15 protein-coding genes, 1 tRNA gene and 1 pseudogene are annotated in these 17,783 nt (G+C 50.0%); 3 read left to right on the forward strand and 14 right to left on the reverse strand.

Features of this window, described 5'->3' with window-relative positions:
• Positions 1-20 precede the first annotated feature (20 nt).
• From GAC_RS02970 to GAC_RS03025, 12 genes and pseudogenes are all read right to left on the reverse strand, one after another.
• A pseudogene (locus GAC_RS02970) lies at positions 21-2,440 on the reverse strand (type IV secretory system conjugative DNA transfer family protein).
• Between the two features lie 47 nt (positions 2,441-2,487).
• Complete coding sequence (virB11, locus tag GAC_RS02975; protein ID WP_035017591.1) at positions 2,488-3,486, reverse strand: P-type DNA transfer ATPase VirB11; 999 nt, start codon at positions 3,484-3,486, stop codon at positions 2,488-2,490.
• 56 nt (positions 3,487-3,542) lie between these two features.
• On the reverse strand, positions 3,543-4,868 hold the full coding sequence (locus GAC_RS02980; RefSeq protein WP_010266574.1) for a TrbI/VirB10 family protein: 1,326 nt from the start codon (positions 4,866-4,868) through the stop codon (positions 3,543-3,545).
• Between the two features lie 19 nt (positions 4,869-4,887).
• On the reverse strand, positions 4,888-5,727 hold the full coding sequence (virB9, locus tag GAC_RS02985) for a P-type conjugative transfer protein VirB9 (RefSeq protein WP_010266578.1): 840 nt from the start codon (positions 5,725-5,727) through the stop codon (positions 4,888-4,890).
• On the reverse strand, positions 5,714-6,403 hold the full coding sequence (locus GAC_RS02990; RefSeq protein ID WP_010266581.1) for a VirB8 family type IV secretion system protein: 690 nt from the start codon (positions 6,401-6,403) through the stop codon (positions 5,714-5,716). Before GAC_RS02990 ends, virB9 begins: the two co-directional genes overlap by 14 nt.
• A gap of 118 nt (positions 6,404-6,521) precedes the next feature.
• Positions 6,522-7,610: a GTP cyclohydrolase II gene (locus tag GAC_RS02995; RefSeq protein WP_010266584.1), complete on the reverse strand. Its 1,089-nt coding sequence runs from the start codon at positions 7,608-7,610 to the stop codon at positions 6,522-6,524.
• A gap of 15 nt (positions 7,611-7,625) precedes the next feature.
• Positions 7,626-7,714: transfer RNA gene (locus GAC_RS03000), tRNA-Leu, on the reverse strand.
• 57 nt (positions 7,715-7,771) lie between these two features.
• Positions 7,772-8,893, reverse strand: coding sequence for a methyltransferase domain-containing protein (locus GAC_RS03005; protein WP_010266586.1), 1,122 nt, complete (start codon positions 8,891-8,893; stop codon positions 7,772-7,774).
• 61 nt (positions 8,894-8,954) lie between these two features.
• Complete coding sequence (locus tag GAC_RS03010) at positions 8,955-9,482, reverse strand: hypothetical protein (protein WP_010266588.1); 528 nt, start codon at positions 9,480-9,482, stop codon at positions 8,955-8,957.
• Between the two features lie 60 nt (positions 9,483-9,542).
• Complete coding sequence (dapF, locus tag GAC_RS03015) at positions 9,543-10,340, reverse strand: diaminopimelate epimerase (protein ID WP_010269033.1); 798 nt, start codon at positions 10,338-10,340, stop codon at positions 9,543-9,545.
• Positions 10,341-10,387: 47 nt separating this feature from the next.
• On the reverse strand, positions 10,388-10,687 hold the full coding sequence (locus GAC_RS06010; RefSeq protein ID WP_241759852.1) for a hypothetical protein: 300 nt from the start codon (positions 10,685-10,687) through the stop codon (positions 10,388-10,390).
• Between the two features lie 558 nt (positions 10,688-11,245).
• Positions 11,246-11,674 (reverse strand): hypothetical protein, encoded by a 429-nt coding sequence (locus GAC_RS03025; protein WP_010266596.1) that lies wholly within the window; start codon positions 11,672-11,674, stop codon positions 11,246-11,248.
• A 421-nt stretch (positions 11,675-12,095) separates the two neighbouring features.
• Between GAC_RS03025 and GAC_RS03030 the strand changes: the two genes are divergently transcribed.
• On the forward strand, positions 12,096-13,268 hold the full coding sequence (locus tag GAC_RS03030) for a phosphoglycerate kinase (protein ID WP_010269040.1): 1,173 nt from the start codon (positions 12,096-12,098) through the stop codon (positions 13,266-13,268).
• A gap of 191 nt (positions 13,269-13,459) precedes the next feature.
• Here GAC_RS03030 and xseA read toward each other — a convergent pair whose 3' ends face one another.
• On the reverse strand, positions 13,460-14,653 hold the full coding sequence (gene xseA, locus GAC_RS03035; RefSeq protein WP_010269044.1) for an exodeoxyribonuclease VII large subunit: 1,194 nt from the start codon (positions 14,651-14,653) through the stop codon (positions 13,460-13,462).
• Positions 14,628-15,287 (reverse strand): zinc-ribbon domain-containing protein, encoded by a 660-nt coding sequence (locus GAC_RS03040; RefSeq protein WP_338022820.1) that lies wholly within the window; start codon positions 15,285-15,287, stop codon positions 14,628-14,630. Before GAC_RS03040 ends, xseA begins: the two co-directional genes overlap by 26 nt.
• A gap of 166 nt (positions 15,288-15,453) precedes the next feature.
• Between GAC_RS03040 and GAC_RS03045 the strand changes: the two genes are divergently transcribed.
• Positions 15,454-16,311, forward strand: a complete 858-nt coding sequence (locus tag GAC_RS03045; RefSeq protein ID WP_010269047.1) for a 2,3,4,5-tetrahydropyridine-2,6-dicarboxylate N-succinyltransferase — start codon at positions 15,454-15,456, stop codon at positions 16,309-16,311.
• Positions 16,312-17,643 carry a tRNA uridine-5-carboxymethylaminomethyl(34) synthesis GTPase MnmE gene (mnmE, locus tag GAC_RS03050; protein WP_010269051.1) on the forward strand — a complete coding sequence of 444 codons (1,332 nt, stop codon included), beginning with the start codon at positions 16,312-16,314 and terminating at the stop codon, positions 17,641-17,643.
• Positions 17,644-17,783 lie beyond the last annotated feature (140 nt).

Genomic DNA, 17,783 nt, shown 5'->3' on the forward strand with positions numbered 1-17,783 from the left:
AGCCTGGCCTATAGAGCTCATTACGGGTTGTCATCATCACGCTGCTTGCCGTCGCGACGGGGGGGTTGTGTATCTTCGTCATCGTATGTTTCGTCTTCCCCGTACGGCTCATCGCCGCCACTTTCTTCATAATACGGCTCTTCATCTCCGCTGCCATACTCGTCTTCGGCATCTTGCAGCTCACCATCAGTGGGCTCCTCTTCATATGCTAGGGGTTCATCCTCCTCCGGATACACGTCAGTGACCCCGCCTTCTGAACCGCGTATTTCATCTGCCTCATACGGCTCACCACCGTCATTTTCCTCGTAATACGGCTCTTCATCTCCGCCACCATACCCATCTTCGGCATCTTGCAGCTCACTATCGGTGGGCTCTTCTTTATACGCAGAGAGTTCATCCTCTTCCGGATGTCCTTCGTCGCTAACGTGATCTTCCGGGTAGCTGTCTTCGTCACCTATATCGTCCAGGCCTTCTCCGTTTAGTGGTACATCCTCTCCTTCTATGTCATCCAGACCTTCCATGTACTCATCATCTTCTGAGCTGTAGTCATAGTCTTGTGGATAATCTCCGAATTCGTCGTACCCAGCCTCATCACCGTGTTGTTCTTGGGGTTGCTGCGCCTCCTGAGCGCTTTCTTCATGAGCAATGGCAGCCTGCTGCTCTCCTTCTTCAGATGTAGGCACATCCTCAGCGACTGTGTCCACTCCTCCCCGTGCCGCATCTGGATCATAAGGTTCCTGCGTCGGGACAAAAGTGCTCTTGAGTAGCTTCTTAGTGAAGAACTTATCCTCATAGTACTTAATCTTTTTCGATTTGATCGGATACGTAGATTCGATCAATAAAATCTGCTCATCTTTCGGTAGCATGATCACTTCCTGTGGAAGCAACAGCGCCCGTTGAGTATCTGAAATGTGCAGAGAACGCGATGCAGGATTCAAATCCAAAAATTTCGGCCTATTCAGCGATTCCTGACTCACGGTTTTGTTACCTATGAGCTGAGAAATCAAGTTTGCAGTTTCAATATTATTTGCCGCAAATGTGATCCTATAAGTAGAGTTTGAGAGGAAGGAGTTCATACCCGCCTCTTCGTATATACCCTTCAGCTGCTCGGTATCTTGTATTATCAAGAACAGCCTAACTCTATAGCCGCGGAAGTACGCGATACCGGTTTGGAATTGCTCCATTTTTCCTAGCGTGGGGAACTCATCCATCATAAACAACACCCCATAGGGCTCATCGTCCGATGGCAACGCCCTACACAAAAACTCGGTCGCCTGCTGATAAAACACCTGCATCAGAGGCCTGAGCCTGGTCAGGTTATCTGGGGTGAGGCCCACGTATACTGTGATCTTCTTCTTCTTGAACTCCTGAATGTTGAAGTCACTAGACGCGGTTGCAGTGTCAATCAAGGGGTTGGCCCACAGTTCCAGGGATGAGTTCATTGTTGAGACCACACCTGACCGCTCCTTATCGGCCTTCTGGAGGAAGGCCGCAATGTTCATATATGCTACTGGATGGATTTTTTCCCTATGGTATCCAAAACCACGGCCAGGTTATAAACCACATCGTCACTGCGCATTGTGCGCACGACTTCACCAAATGATTTGACCTTTTCCGGCACTGCAAGCAGATACAAAACAACGCCGACGAAAAGACTCCGCGCCTCGTTGTACCAGAAATCTTGCTCAGGCATGATGAGGTTCGCAATTTTTTGCACGTCATCCACCATTTGGCCGGGCTTTTTGCTAATCCAGTCTAGAGGGTTATAACAGTGGCTAACGCCGTCGGGCTGTGCCGGGTTCCACACGTAAACTTCTTGCCCGATCTTCTTGCGCCACCCACTCGTGATGTCGTAGTTCTCCAGCTTGATGTCATGCACCACGAGCGAGTCTTCCCAGAACAGAAGATTGGGTATTACAAACCCCACACCTTTACCTGACCCTGTAGGCGCAAAAAGCAATGCGTGCTGATAGCCGTCTGCTACTAAATACCCCCTTTGGTCTTTTCCAAGCAGCAAACCCTTCCTGCTTCTGAGGCCAATTTTACGTATATCGCGCTCCGACGCCCATCTGGAATCACCATGCAAGGCCTCTTTCTTTCGAAACGGCCGCCACTCCAGGAGAATGTGCCGCAGATTCCAAAAGACAGTGCCCACTATACACAACGGTGCCGCGAAGGATAGCCACAACTTCAGCGAATTAGACACCCCATATAACTTGGGGTCGGCCCACCACCCGTGGATGTAATTGAAAATTGTTGGCCATAACCTCATGGGGAAGTCTGATATACTGGGGTTCAAAGCGTTGAAATCCAGGTACTCAAGACCCCACATTGAAAGAACAAAAAGTGCCCCCGAGATGTAAAAACAGAACTCCAGGAGGAAAAACATCCCGAAGAAGAACACCAAAATGTTACGTATGTGATTAGAGCTACTGTGCATGGCTTAACAATAAGGAGACCCCGGCCGTAGGCAATTTTACACCAAGCTTAATCATTGCCTTGTGAACATTTAGTGAACATAATCTCCGCGACGTGCCGCACCCCTCCAGACTCCCTTTTCAGCTGTATAATTACGTCTACTATGTTGGTAATGTAACTTACTATTTGGTCTGGCGGCAACCCTAGACTCGCTTGCATTACCATAAGTTTCAGCTGCTCTACAGCCATTCTAGGCGTGTCTGCATGCAAGGTGGAGATGGAACCCGGGTGCCCGGTATTTATGGCTCTGAGAAAGCTAAACGCCTCAGCCCCCCTGAGCTCCCCCACAATTATTCTATCTGGACGAAGACGCAAGCAGGCCTCTATGAGATCTTGTGTAGAGACCTTAGCGCGCCCCTGGCCGCCCTTGGATGCCAATAGATGTACCCTGTTGGGGTGGTCTAGCGCTATTTCTCTAGAGTCTTCCACCGTTATTATCCTTTCATCCTTTGGGATGACCCGCAGCGCCGCGTTTGTGAACGTAGTTTTCCCAGTGGACGTACCTCCACTGACGATTATGTTTTTTTTGCTCAGCACCGCAAGCTCTATGAAAGATTTGATATCCCCGCTATCCAGGAGCTCACTAAGCTGCTTGTTTACGTCCATAGCCTTGCGGCCCTGCTGGGCCACATGGGAGAACGCACCCATTTTTTCATAATCATCGAGCGACAACTGCACCGTCGATGGCTTTCTTATGGAAAATACGACTTTATCACCCTCGCAAGCGGGGGGAAACACCACCTGCACGCGGAAGCCGTTGGGCAAAGAAGCCGACAGCAAAGGCGTTTCCTCACTCAATTTCTGCTCGGTTGCTTGTGCTACCAACCTGCCGAGTGCTTTTAGATGCGACAGAGTTAGACTTTCAATCCTCTCACACCGTATATCGCCCCTGTTCTCTACCCATACCTCGCATTCCCTGTTGATCGAGATCTCATTGACCCCATCCTCCGCGAATATGCTCTGCAGGGGCTCCAAGTATGTTTCTAACGCTGCGTATCCTGCTGTCATATGCGCACACAACACCCCACACTAATAAACAACGCGCCCAGACCTGAGCCAGGCCACTACCTACGCACCGCCTCCCTAGGGAACACTATGTCTTGGTTTACAAATACCTTCATTACAGTTCCCTGGTCAACATAAATGGTAGGCTTGCTGGTATCTACGTACTTCTTAATCAGAGCCTTCATAGATTCAGAGAAATCCTTTACGGCATCAGAAACGATCTTAACCGGTAGGGTAGATGACTTTTCCTCTTTCTTCTTCTCACCTTTCTCCTCGGTAGTGTCTTTGATTTCAGACTGCAGAGCAGGTATTTTTGAGGTCACAAAAGCAGTGCCCATGGAAACCCCTGCAAGCAGAATCGTGGACGTAAGGACATTCCCCATTTTGGTGTCAATAAACCCTGCGCTACCGTTCCTACCCAGCTCATCAGTACCGGCTGAGTTAATTTGGATGTCTATACCATGAGGCAGGATGACCCTAGACCAACTCACAGTCACCCGCGTATTATTGCCGGATGCGTCAAAGAAGTAGCTACCTATCAGCCTAGAGCCTTTCGGTATCATGACCATATTGCCCGCTTCCGCGTATACATCCCTAGATACTATTGCCCGCAACACTCCGGGAATATCTGAGTTTATAGCGGTCTCTAAAACTGCATCTATCATGTGTCCCTGAAGAATCACATATCCAGGATCGCCTACCCTGGTTGCCTTAACGCTAGGGGACGAAGTGCCGTCCAGTGTGCTCCAAGTACTAAAACGGCTGTCAGTGCCTTGTCCGCCACCATCTTCGCTTGGGCCGCCATCACCACCCCCTCCCAGGACGATCATAGGCGTACCGCGTTTTTCTCTATCGTACCCCAAGAAGGAAGGCACGGGCTCAGGGATAGCTCCCCCACCTGGCCGGTACGGCATAGGTATATGCTGCGGTGGCCCATCGTCCTCCATCGGGCGACGTTGCAACTCGGGTTCAAAGAAACTTTCTGCTGCTGGAGGTAAAATCTCCTTGGTTTCCTCAACCACGGGCTCCTCTTTCTTCTTTTTGGCTATCCTGGCCAGCGTCGGGAGCTCAGGCGCGGTAGGCATGACCAAAGGAGGTAGGTCAGGCAGTTTAGGTGGAGGAGTCAAAATTCTCGGCGCAGTTTCCTGGGCTGGAGCTTCGGACTCCTTGAGCAACTTGTCAACATCCTGCTTCTCAATAACCGGTTGCGGCTCCTCAGATGTTTCTGTGGTACCGCTGCCACGAAAGAACATGTAATAGGCCATTCCGGTTATAGCGCACACTACCAGGACTACAAAAAGCTTCTTGCTTTTGTGCACCCCCACTACATTGACGCTTTCCTCTACGCCATCGCCGTAGTTATTATCCTTGGTTTCGTCTGACATCCCTAAACTCAACTATTGATCAAAGCACCGTATTCACTACTTCGACGCCACTCTTGCCGTAGTCAAGGTACAGCCGCTTGTGGACTCCTTCGATTATTACATAGCCCTTAAGTAGCAACATCCTGCATGGCACTTTTTTGCCATGTCTGCCCACAGAAAACACTTTTGGGATCACCTTGTTATTGTCATAGAACTGAAAATATGTAAGGGCCCCATCATCAAAAGTTTTCACAGGGACTATTGTTGCATCAGCGCTGCTTGCAGAGTATACATAATTCTTGCCAGTTGCATTCGGGCGCACAGTAACCTCGCCACTGTTGGGGTTCTTTGCCAAGCTCGGAGCAGACAAGTCCGCCAGTCCGGCCCCTTTTAGATCGAACTCCCTGTTATTATCCGGGTAGTAAAAACGCACCACGTAGGCCATATCCAACAGGGGGGAGTCCACCCTGCCGAGCTCATCCGCCACTTCTTTATACCCCGCGGCATCAGGACCAGCAGACTTTGAAACAAGATCAAAAGCGTAGCTCCTGCCTTTGTTGGTTTCTACCAGCATATTTGTCTTGCCTTCCCTCTCCAGTGGCATAATGAACAGTTTGTTATCTACGGGCTTTACCTTCCAGTGAACGCTGTCTCCCATAGCCATCACTTTTATGGTCTCACCTTTGGAGAACTCTATAAACGAGTGATACCCGTGGTTAAACACAACGGTAAATATCTCGTTCGGGCTGTATACAAAGGTTTTGATCCTACTGTCTACAGACACAGGTGCACCACCGCTTACGGCAGACTGTGCCACACCTCCTGTAAAAACAACGGTCAGTAGAGCCGAGCACGCAAGCAAGTTTTTATAGAAATTCATCGTCCGCCCTATAGTAAGTAATCTGAAATCCCAGAGGGTTCACCTGCCTATCCTGATCGTTCATCTCAAGCGAAGAGTACCTAAAGGCGAGAGTGGCAATTCTGTCTCTCTTGGTGATAGACCCATTGTGGTTGTTAAACTCCAAGGAAAACCTAATCTGCACATTTCCGGTGCTAAGATGTTGCAAAGACCGCACCTTCAGATTGCCGGATACTGCGTCCGAGTACAGCGTCATTGGGCTTGAGGGGTTGCTAGGACGTATCCAGTTGCGGAACTCGCTATAAGTCTCCTGGGAGGAGAGTAACCTCACCTTAGTGTAATAGTTGTACTGGAAATTGTTGGGATCATACAGCTCCCTCGCCCGCACATACTCAATTATGAAGTAATTACCCAAGACCTCATCAGCGGAGTACTGCTTTACCGTGATCGGGTTAACTAACGTGGTGATCCCCGACTTCTTTTCTATTTCAACTACGAACGGCTCGATTGTCCTTGTTTTTCCTATCCTGAAAATTACAAAAGTGCTTACTGCAATACAGAAAACGGACAACACTACCAAAAGAAGCAAAACGTTCCGCTGGACCACAACTGAGCTGTATCTGTCATGATACCAGTCATCAGTACTTGCGGAAACCGCGGCACTCGCACCCTTCTTACCGAAACCGAACATACCCATACAAACTCGCCGAAACTAGACTAGGAAGGGGGATACCCTACCCGATGATAAGCCCACATAATACACGAACACAACCTACAACGCTTTTATTTACATCAAGTTAACAGGAAAAGCATCCTCAATTAACGTGCCCTAGGCGTTCTATTTTTGTTTTTATGTAGTCAATATTGCGTTCGTGAGTTCCGACCGAAAGGGGTATCATTTTTGTGACAGTGAATCCATGATCACACATACTAGATACCTTGCTGGGGTTGCTGGTTAGCATCTGAAACTTTGAGATTCCCAGCTCGTCAAGAATGCGCGCTGCTGGCAGGAAGACTCTTTCGTCATCATCGAATCCAAGAAACCTATTCGCGTCTACGGTATCCAGAGCGTTCTGCGTTTGCAAGTTATAGGCGCGTATTTTGTTCGCTAGCCCTATTCCTCTTCCCTCTTGAGAGATATATAACACTATGCCGCCACTTCCACTGCCCAAGAACTGTATGGTGTGCAGTAATTGGCCTCTACAGTCGCACGAAATGCTGCCCAGTAGATCTCCCGTGTAGCACGACGAGTGCAACCTTACCACGGGGTTCTCAAAGCTTGGATCGCCTATGATAATTGCATAGTGTTCCGGTTCTCCTAAGTTTGACCTGTACACAAGTATCTTAGAAGCCGGTGCGTTGTTCAGACAAAGATCAGAGCGGCAAACCTCGCGCAAGCTATACTCCTTACGATAGCCAGACAGTGCATCGCATGCCAAACACAGTATGTTATTTTGCGCGCACCACTGCTCCATTTCCCCATCATGCGCAAACTCCATGTCTGCGATCAGAGCGGAAGGAAGCAACTTTGCTAGCTTCATTAGGTCTATCGCGTGGCCATCTAACGGGCTACTGCTGCTTGTAACCTGCACACCAGGTGGCAGACTTGTGCTAGTAGATAGCGCAGCTGCAATATCTGCTAGTGTGAAACCGTTTGCCAGCACCCTGGACAGCGCACGCCCACCTGCGACTGCAGCCATTCTCCTGCCAGTTAGCAGTAGGTACAACTTACTGGAAAACTCGGTTAATGTGGCGAAGGAGTGGTCCTCCAACAGTTCGCTAGGGAAAACCAACGCATACCTGCCGCTCTTGTGGAGGATAACCGGCGCGCAGCGCCTTATCTCCAACACCGCCCTCTCTACCAGATTGTTGCCAAAGCCGAAAACTCTGCCTATCAAATTCACTTGAGACCCACGAGATGGTGCGGTTAAGAAGACTCGAACTTCCAAGGCCTGTTATAGCCACAGCGACCTCAACGCTGCGTGTCTACCATTTCCACCACAACCGCGACAAATGCGGACCAATGGTAACGCAAAATGGGTTTGTCTGTCAATAACCACAGCCGCTAGGTGGTGCCCACAGCGCCAGCAGCATCTGCCCCACCACTCTTCCGCTGTGCTGCTGCAGCGTCATCACCATGAGATATAGCAAACAGCAGCCCATCGACCCTGTCTCCGTATATTTTGCAACGGTTAACGTAACTTAGACGCAAGCCCAATTTCTCCACTTGTTGTTGAACATATGCACCTGAGTGACAAAAGAAATCTCCCTCCTTGACGAACCGATACCCCTGTCCGGTACCTTCGCGCACCAGCGCCACAATAATGCCTCCTTTGGCTAGAGCCTTACTGCACATTTCCAAAATCTCGCCTAAGCGCTTTCCTGAATAGTGCAGTACTTCAGTTAGGATGATTACATCATACTCCTTGTTGTTGTCTCGTAGAAACTCGTGCATGTTCATGCAGAGCAGTTCATTGTATGCCTGCCTCCCGTTTACGAAGCACTTTCTCGCAATGTCCAGCATCCTGCGGGATATGTCAACTCCGGTTATATGGCGGCCCACCCCCTTCATCTTCAGGAACTGCCCGCAAACGCCGGTGCCGCATCCTAGATCTAGAACATCCAGCTCGGCAATCCTGTCTCCCAGGAAATTCATAACCAGGGACCGCACGTACTCGTGCCCCCTGTAGTTTTGGGCGATTAGCCAATACTCAACAAAGTACTCGCTTGTGTAGTTAAAGTGTTGTCTTATGATGTTTTCCGGTACCTCAGCCACCTTTTCGGGAGCTTCTATTTTTTGTAGATAATACATAGACTCCTGATGCGATTTGTCGAGCGATAACGCCTTCTCAAAGCTTTTTACCGCCCTGTGTATGTCTCGCAGCACCAGGTGGCACCTGCCTATGTTGTAATAAGCGTCCGGAAGTTTTGGTCTTACCAAGCTGATGAGCCAGAATCTTGCTTTTGCGTCTTGTACGTTGCCCCTATAAAAGTGATACAACCCTAAATCCATATTCGTGAAGAGTAGGCTCTTAGACTTATCCCTTAAGGAGGAAATGCTTTCCATGGCTGACGCGCGGCTGCTTCTTACGAGTTCAGCAACCTCCCCCGTACCTGGGAGCGAACAAAAAACCCTCGAGCACAATGACCCCAGGCCATCGCCGAAGAAAGAAAGGATTTTCCTCATACTATAACCGGTAAGACAAAACTCTCCACACCCAAAAAACCGCGAACGCCGTCGGTAAGTTCTAAGACAAAATTGAGTTTTTGCAAAGCTCTCTTTGGTGTGCAACAGAATCCGTGACATCCAGCAACCAAAGCACGCTACCCACTCTTTGTCTCATGTTACCTTTACAGGGACGGGGATCAGGTTCTTTGGGATCTATTCTGCGGTAGAAGCTGCCATCGGTGTAATCCATAAGCACAGCGCGCCCATCCGCCAGAGCCTCTTTTGTTTTGTGCCTCCCCTCTAAAGACAGCCACCAAGCCATAACTGCGGCAAAACTTCTATACTGAGCGGCTGTGACAGACACAACATACCAGGCACGCTCCAGCGCTTGAAGCGTGAAAAACAGCAACGTCACCACCGTAAGTACCGCCCATGCGGAAAACCCCGCAAACGGAGATTCGAGAGAGGCCCCGGACTTAGTGCCCAGAGTTTTTATCAACACCGCGGCTACACACGCCGCGAAAACACACATGGAGGCCGGCACTACACACATTGACGCCGCCACCTTGTCCACGGAAGAAAGTCCCTGCATAACACAAAGCTCCACACCACACCCTGATTATAGCGCGCACACGCTGCATTTGTAATCAGAAAACTTGCAATTTGCCTATAGAACGCCGCGAAAAGACTCAGTAACACCACTACCGACCACGGTATCACCACTTTCTTGCCATTCTGTTAACAGATCTCCACCGGGCATACTAACCGTACATTTCCTTTCCGTGACTCCCAATCTTACGCCCGCGATGAGCGCAGCGCAGGATCCACTGCCACAGGAAAACGTCTCGCCAGTGCCCCTTTCCCACACTCTGAGGGTAATCTTGCTTCTGGTTACTACTTCTGCCACACATACGTTGGTGCGTTGCGGGAATAGGGCATCGTGCTCTACCAGCGGTCCCAGCTCTTCTAGCTTACAGTCCTTGACTGATGCCACGAAAAACACCATGTGCGTGTTGCCCATATTCACTCCTACGGGCTGTGGGTATCCTGGGATTGACAGCGGGACCTTCAACGTGTCGCATTCGTGGGCTATTGGTATATCCTGCCAAGCGAGCTTTGGCTTGCCCAAGTTTACTAGTATCATGCCAGTTTTGGACTTTTCCGCAAGTACTACGCGGTCTCCAATTGTTATAGATGCGCTAGTAGTGCCCAGCTCATCCATCAGTAGCTTGCCTACGCACATTGCGGCATTGCCGCACATTGCCGCCTGGCTGCCGTCTGGGTTGTGGATAGTAATTGTGCAATCGGTGCCGCCGTCCGATCTGTCTATAGTCACTACCTGGTCGCAACCAACGCCGGTCTTTCTGTGGGCAATTGCCGCGTAGTCTATGGCCACTTCTCCAATGCTTCTGCGATCAATTATGACAAAATCATTCGCATTGCTGTGCATTTTGATAAAATCCACCGCCCACACCCGATTTAATTGTGTAACCCAACGCACGGAGCGGAATTCTACCCGTGTTGAAGCATTTTTGCAATTTGGTGGGGGAATACCTGGTCTACCGCGATGCAGTACATTAAGGTGTTTGCCGATTCTACCTCGGAGAACGGTTCTTGGTCCGTGTCGATTACTCCTTCTTCGACAACATAGAACTGTGCTTCATTGGGGGCGGGCTCGCTGATGTCCATACAACACGGCTCATACGCGATCTCCACCACTTCTATAGCTTCCTCTGTAGATTCTACCAACTCACAGTGGCTAGGTTCCACCTCTAGGGAATACAATGCACACTTAGCGCTTGGTTCCACCATGACTTTAGCAGAGCATCCACGCGATAGTGGGGCAATATGGCCTACCGGAGGTTGCTTCGTGGAATGACTGCCGCCACCGCACCCCGTGTGAGGCACTGGTGTTGCTCGAGGGAAGGCTGCGGTTGCACGGGCTTGATCATCTGCGTGACAAACGCGCTTATGCCTGGAGTCTGGCGGCGCAACCTCGGTGCCACCATGGAGGGTGGGGGGCTCTGCCGGGTTGCGTGATGCAGGGTACGCCGGCGCTGGGGGCGCCAACTGGCCATGTGTGGATTTCTCACGAAGCGCTGCGGGTGCATGTCCGAAGCCGGCACCCCGCACCGACTGCGCTGCTGTGAAAAATATGACAAAAAGTACCAACGCAGCAAGCACTACCTGATACTGCTGCAGAAGCTGCACGACAGCTACGGCGTACACACGTATTCCTGATTGTGAAATTGATAAGGTGGATAGATAAGAAATTTATAATCTATCCTAATTTCTTAAGGGTTAATGCGCGTGAATTAAGCAGCCGCCGCGCATAGACCTTAAACGTTCAATAACCACTCAACTGTCAGCTTACACACTGAAAGAGCCCTTCAGCAGCTTTGCTGCTTCACCGAACTCCTTAACGAAACTCTTCCGTATACTTTCTGGAAGCGTGATACCGAGATTGTCTTCAAAATATTTGGACAAGTCTTGCAAGCGAGAGACATAATTGCGCTTTTTGCTGGAAAACTTGCGCAGCATAACTCCGTCGAGAACCTCTATGCTAACTGCCTTGTTAAGAAGCACGCAATCTATAGAGGGGTTAATTCTGAGTAGCACGCTCCTCACAGGCTCCGCGCTGAAGGCGAACATACCCTCAATGTTGTACACCTTTATGGTATACAGGCAGGATACCTGAGACAAGCTGCCATTGCTGTATTTTTGATGCTTCACCACCTCCCACTGCACCCTCAGAGGGCCGGAGTGCCCCGGAGTGCCTGCAGGTACATCTTGCTGCATACGGCTATACCTAAAACTGAACTCTGCTCACCGCAAAAGCATACACTTTCCATAGTTAAATAATGCATAATGGTGAGATGACAGTGCTCAAGTGGCGCGGCACACATTTACTTCGGTTTGGTGATTGTGTAACATGCGAGAAATGCGTAACCTCATGGCAGCTTGTTCATACTTGCTTTGGGGCTAGATGCGCTCACTGCGCGGGGCTTTGCGGCTTCTATAGCGTTAAAAAGGGGGTCCCAACATAGAGAGATGCCAGTTGTGGGACGTAGGCGGAGCACATGTGACGCAAGTTTTGCTAGAATCCGTTGCATATGATGCGTAATGAACGAAAGCACGCAATAGGACTTGTCTTGTGCGGTATACGTGTGTACACTCCTGAGGTGCTCTAGGACCCGTGCGTGCGGTTACGGGCGGCTTCATGTTGGATTTGGCGATGAAAAGCATCAGAACGTTGCCCTGGGTGCAAAATTCCAGTGTGCGGGGATGTAGAGTTCTGCTGAGGGTTGACTTTAACGTTCCAGTAGAACATGGCCAGGTGCGTGACAGAACAAGGATCGAAAGGGTTGCGCCTACGGTAGACTATCTAGTCAAAGCTGGGGCCAAGGTTATTATGGTGTCTCACTTTGGGCGCCCGAGCTGTGTGGACGCAGATTTCTCGCTTGAACCGCTAGTTGGCACCATAAGCGAGGTTTTGGGCGTACCCGTTACTTTTGTAGGAGACTGCTTTGGTGAAAGGGTGTGCACCGTTGTAAATGCATTGCCTTGGGGGTCCGTGGTCCTATTGGAAAACCTTAGGTTCCATGCGGGGGAGGAGAAGAACGATCCTGCTTTTGCAAAACAGTTGGCTTCCATGGCAGATTTGTATGTTAATGATGCATTTTCCTGCTCACACAGAATGCACGCCTCAATTGACGCGATCACCAAATTTCTCCCTGCTGCTGCGGGCCTTAATTTGCAAGATGAACTGCACTACCTGGGTAACATAGTGAGCGAGCATCCAGTTGCCGCGGTCATTGGGGGCGCGAAGACGTCTTCTAAGATACCAATGTTGCGTAACTTGGCCCAGAAAGTTGATTTTTTAGTGCTCGGTGGGGGGCTATCAAACAGTTTTTTGCGTGCAAGTGGCCACAAGATCGGTAGTTCGGTCTACGAACCTTGTGACGATGCCGTACATGCGGTTTTGGAATCCGCACGCAAGAGCAATTGCTGTGTGATCGTCCCCAGAGATCACGTTGTTGCGCGCAATCTGGACTGCAGTGCACAGACAAAGCAAAACAAAGATGTAGGAGAGGAGGACTGCATTTTTGATATTGGAACGCAAACCTCTGCTGAGGTGGCTGAGGTTTTGGGTAAATGTAAAACCGTGTTCTGGAACGGCCCCATGGGGGTTTTTGAGCGCGCGGCTTTCGCCACAGGCACCTCAGACCTGATTCGGAACTTGGTGTGCCTCAAGAAAGAAAAGGGGGTGAGCACAATTGTGGGGGGAGGCGACAGCATATTCGCCATAAAAGCGTCTGGCTATTCTGCGGAAGACTTTTCATACGTTTCCACCGGGGGCGGTGCCCTGTTGCAATTTTTGAGTGTTGCGTAAGGCTTGCGTGTACCGGGTCTGGCAGTTGAAAAGGAACGTACACTTCTGCACGGAATTTAACTAGGGTGCTGCCAGTAGTGCCAGGATTTCGTTTGCCGCTTGTGTAGGCGTTTTACCATGCCGTGGGCGCAACGGTCCGCTATTGAGCAGGTGTTATATGTCTGTTCCGGCAATAAAAGGCATGCTAGCGTTCAAGTCAGTATAGCTGCCCTTCGCTTTCCGTCTTTCCACTCTATCACTATGGTGTCGTCGGGAGCCACGGCATTTGCGGAGCTCACGTGTTGCCCGGTGTTGTCGTATATGACCGCATAACCCACCGATATAATATGTTCTTTGTTGTAACGGTCGATCCTCCCGATCAGGTTGTCAAGGTACTGTTGTTTTTTGAGCAAAGCCACCTTAAAAAGGAACTCGATTTTTTCTTGGTGCGCAAGCGCACTCCTTCCCACTTCGCTTATCTTGTGTTTAGTTTCGGTGAGTACGCCGTATAGCTGGAGCAACCTATGCTCTTTAGCGCCCAGCACATTTCTAACAGCGCTCCTGATTTTTGAAAGCTTATGCGCGATATCGCTCACGAGCTGTTGTCTTTCCGGCAGCACGATTTCGACAGCTGCTGTGGGAGTTGGAGCCCGTACATCTGCAGCATAGTCAATTATTGTAAAATCTGTTTCGTGCCCAATAGCGGAGACTATGGGTATCTTCGATGCGGCGGCTGTTCGCGCCAGCTCCTCGTCATTAAACGGCCACAAGTCCTCTATGCTGCCCCCACCTCTTGCCACAATTATCACATCAGGTGGCTCTTCCAAGTTGTTAAACCCCAAAATCGCTTGCACAACCATCGCACTCGCTTGTGAACCCTGCACCTGTACCGGCCATACTATGATATGTGAGGGGAACCTGTGCTTCACGCGGTTTAGTATGTCGCGAATTACCGCCCCAGTTGGTGATGTTATTACTCCAATTTTAAGCGGTAAAAGGGGCAGCGGCTTTTTACGTGCCTGGTCAAACAACCCTTCTTTCTCCAGTTTCTTGCGGCGTTCTTCAAGCATGGCTGCCAACTTCCCCTGGCCGGCAAGCACCATTCCTTCAATCACCAATTGGTATCTCGATTGGTAGGTACTAATATGCCCTGTGCATATGACCTCCAACCCATTTTCGAACTGTACATCAAGCCTGGTGCCGTGCCAACACACAGCACTGATGACAGAATTATCGTCTTTAAGTGACAGATATACATGCCCAGAGCTCGGCCTCGATAAGCCGCTTATCTCTCCACGAATTTTGATGCAGTAGAACGTATCATGCATCACCTGCCGTACTAGATCAGTGATCTCCGTTACGGTAAATTCTGGAATCATCTCAGTAGAACAAGACCTCAAAGACATTCCCGACCTTCACTTTTAAGGTTGCCACGTTGCTGGGCACGCCACTAACGGTTTTTTCAAACTGCAGCCTAGTGTTGCTGGGTATGAGCCCGTACTTGTTCACCTCTACCTTACGGGAGAATACTTTTTTGGAATTTTTGTCATAAAAAACGAGATGCACGCCAGGGATAAAGCGCTCATCACCCGCTGTATTTTCTATTGACCAGCTTACCTTTACTACTAGTTCTTCCCCATCAACGCTTAGGATCTTGACCCGAGATTCCTGCAGCCTTACGTGAGAGGTGTCATAAATTTCGGCAAAGCGGTATGCCTTTCTGAACCTATAAGGAATTTTCTTCTGAAATGTGGAAGAAAAGAAAAATATGAGCGGAAACATCATTAGAATGAGCACGCCATCCTTCCAAGTGAAAGGCTCGCGCCCTCTGCTACGTCTAGTTGCGCCGCCGAGCTTTACAGCGGGTGTGCTGGAAGATTTAGCTGTGCCTTCCTCGGCAGAAAAAAACCACACATGCCCGCAGTTTGTGCACTTGACTTTTTTTCCTTTAGCAGGCATCTTGTCGCGAGCTACGCTGTAAGTTGCATGGCAGTTTTTGCACTCTATCTTCATCGCATCGGCGCCGGTAACGCGTAACAACGGGTGCACTATAGCGCATTATTCTCTGTGTGTCCATTGTTATGAACTGATGATTGACCAAATGGAAGGCGGTTTCGTATCCGTTTGCCGACACCGAACCTAGTGTGCGCCTTGCAATTTTGGAAACTTCTGCTCGGCTTGAGACCGTTGTATGGAGCATGGGTGTATGTTAGGTGAGCGTGTCAAGGTGGATGAATCTGTGGACTCTGAGGCTGATTTTGAATATCTACAAGGTGTTTTTGAGGCAGAGAATTGCTCGCAGGACGAGCTGCGCCGAGCGAGCGAGACGGCTTTGGAACTTTTGGATATAGGCAAAATCCGGGCCTGCGTAAAATCGGCCTCCGGAGATTGGGTGGTCAATAGCTGGGTGCAAAAAGCTGTACTGGCTTTTTTCCGTACGCATGACATCAACTTCATGGGCATTCCAGGGTCAGATTGGTGTAGCTGGTGTGATAAAATCCCCGCAAAGTTTGCTGGGTGGGATGCCGCACAGTTTGCAAGTGCGAGCATTAGAGCGGTGCCTGGCGCGTATGTGAGGAAGTCTGCATACATTGGGGCCGGAGTGGTATTAATGCCGAGTTTTGTTAACGTTGCTGCCCATGTGGGTGCGGGGACCATGATCGACACATGGGCCACTGTAGGCAGCTGTGCGCAAATTGGGGAGAATTGCCACATATCTGGTGGCGTGGGAATAGGGGGCGTGCTAGAACCAGTCGGTAACAGGCCGACTGTTATTGAGAACGGGTGCTTTATCGGTGCTAGGAGCGAAGTTGTAGATGGAGTTATAATAGGGGAAGGGTCAGTACTCGCAATGGGCACATATATCGGGTCCTCAACCAAGATTATTGACAGAGAAACTGGGGAAGTCACCTTCGGTAGAGTGCCTCCCTATTCCGTAGTGGTTCCGGGGTGCGCTCCCACATCAGGTGGTGCATCTCTGTATTGCGCTGTAATTGTGAAAAAGGTGTGTAATCGTACCAGGAGCCGGACCGCAATCAACGAGATCCTCAGAGGGGTGTATTAGGTGTCACGCGCAGACACGATCTTCGCCTTATCAACGCCCATGGGTAAATCTGGGGTTGCGGTAATCAGAATATCCGGGCATAACGCCTTGAAGTCTATGCAACTGTTAGGTGTAAAAGAGCCGGTGCGTCCCAGAGTTGCTACTTGCAAAACCCTGTATGACAAAAAGCGGCAGCCGATAGACCAAGCTGTAGTACTGTATTTCCCTGGGCCCGGAAGCTTTACTGGTGAAGATGTTGTGGAGCTGCAAGTGCACGGCAGCCTGGCAGTTATAAGGTTGCTCTTCGAAGAGTTGCAAACGGTGTTTCGCATTGCAGAGCCGGGGGAATTCTCACTCAGGGCGTTTTTGAATGGTAAAATCGATCTCACCAGAGCTGAAGGAATTGCTGATCTTGTAAACTCTGAGACAGAAGCGCAACTGCGCCAGGCATTTGCCCAATCCTCAGGTTTCTTGGAGCGGTTGTATGAAGAGTGGCGTAGCAGCCTTGTTGATATACTGTCTGACCTAGAGGCTTACATCGATTTTCCCGATGATGTCTCACCACAGATACTGCGCAGTGTGCATGACAGAGTAAAAGAGCTGCATAACTCCCTTGAGCGGCATCTTGATGACGGCCACCGTGGGGAGAGATTGCGGCATGGCATGAGGGTTGCAATTCTCGGTAAGCCGAACGTTGGCAAGTCTACGCTGTTTAATCACCTTGCACGCAGAGACATGGCGATTGTTTCGGAATATCCCGGCACCACACGCGATGTGCTTGAAGCGCACGTGGACATCGGTGGCTATCCGTTCATAGTTGTAGATACCGCAGGTATACGTGAAAGCACAGATTTTGTAGAGCGTGAAGGCATCATGCGTGCAAAATCAGAGGCGGCAACTGCTGACATCAGGATAATGTTATTTCCCCACAGCGAAGCAGGCAACCTGGGTGTGCATGAGGCAATTGAAGGGGGGGATGATGGTAAAACCATTTATGTGCTGAGCAAGGCTGATAGCGCAAAGGAGGGAGAAACCAGAATTATAGAGGGAAAGCAGTTTTACCTGGTATCTGTGCACACCAACCTTGGGGTAGATAGCCTATTATCAGCGCTCAAGGAGAGGGCAATAGACGGGTTCCCAAAGTCCGGGGACGTATTAATAACATCACAAAGGCACAGAGGCCACCTACAAAGCGCTGCTAAAGTGATTTCCGATATTACAGACGAGATGCCCGCTGAGATTGTTGCTGAGTATCTCAGGCTGGCTACCAAGGAGATAGGTAAAGTCACTGGTGCGGTTTATGGGGATGATATTTTGGATAACATCTTCAAGAGATTCTGCATTGGAAAATAGCTCAGGTTTAATGCGCACAGGTTGCTAAGGACGTAGACGGCATTGCACCCTTGCAGTTTCTGGCGCGGATTGAGGCCATTTGTCCCGGCGGGAAGCTCTGCACCACAGAGAGTGGGGCGCATCTGTCCGAGTTTGTGGCT

The organism is Anaplasma marginale str. Florida, from assembly GCF_000215485.1.
GTDB lineage: Bacteria > Pseudomonadota > Alphaproteobacteria > Rickettsiales > Anaplasmataceae > Anaplasma > Anaplasma marginale.

Coding starts and splice junctions, on each gene's coding strand:
- virB11 (WP_035017591.1), bottom strand. CDS start 3,486: ATGACAGCAGGATACGCAGCGTTAGAAACATACTTGGAGCCCCTGCAG.
- GAC_RS02980 (WP_010266574.1), bottom strand. CDS start 4,868: ATGTCAGACGAAACCAAGGATAATAACTACGGCGATGGCGTAGAGGAA.
- virB9 (WP_010266578.1), bottom strand. CDS start 5,727: ATGAATTTCTATAAAAACTTGCTTGCGTGCTCGGCTCTACTGACCGTT.
- GAC_RS02990 (WP_010266581.1), bottom strand. CDS start 6,403: ATGGGTATGTTCGGTTTCGGTAAGAAGGGTGCGAGTGCCGCGGTTTCC.
- GAC_RS03005 (WP_010266586.1), bottom strand. CDS start 8,893: ATGAGGAAAATCCTTTCTTTCTTCGGCGATGGCCTGGGGTCATTGTGC.
- GAC_RS06010 (WP_241759852.1), bottom strand. CDS start 10,687: ATGGTGGAACCAAGCGCTAAGTGTGCATTGTATTCCCTAGAGGTGGAA.
- GAC_RS03025 (WP_010266596.1), bottom strand. CDS start 11,674: ATGCAGCAAGATGTACCTGCAGGCACTCCGGGGCACTCCGGCCCTCTG.
- GAC_RS03030 (WP_010269040.1), top strand. CDS start 12,096: ATGTTGGATTTGGCGATGAAAAGCATCAGAACGTTGCCCTGGGTGCAA.
- xseA (WP_010269044.1), bottom strand. CDS start 14,653: ATGTCTTTGAGGTCTTGTTCTACTGAGATGATTCCAGAATTTACCGTA.
- GAC_RS03045 (WP_010269047.1), top strand. CDS start 15,454: ATGTTAGGTGAGCGTGTCAAGGTGGATGAATCTGTGGACTCTGAGGCT.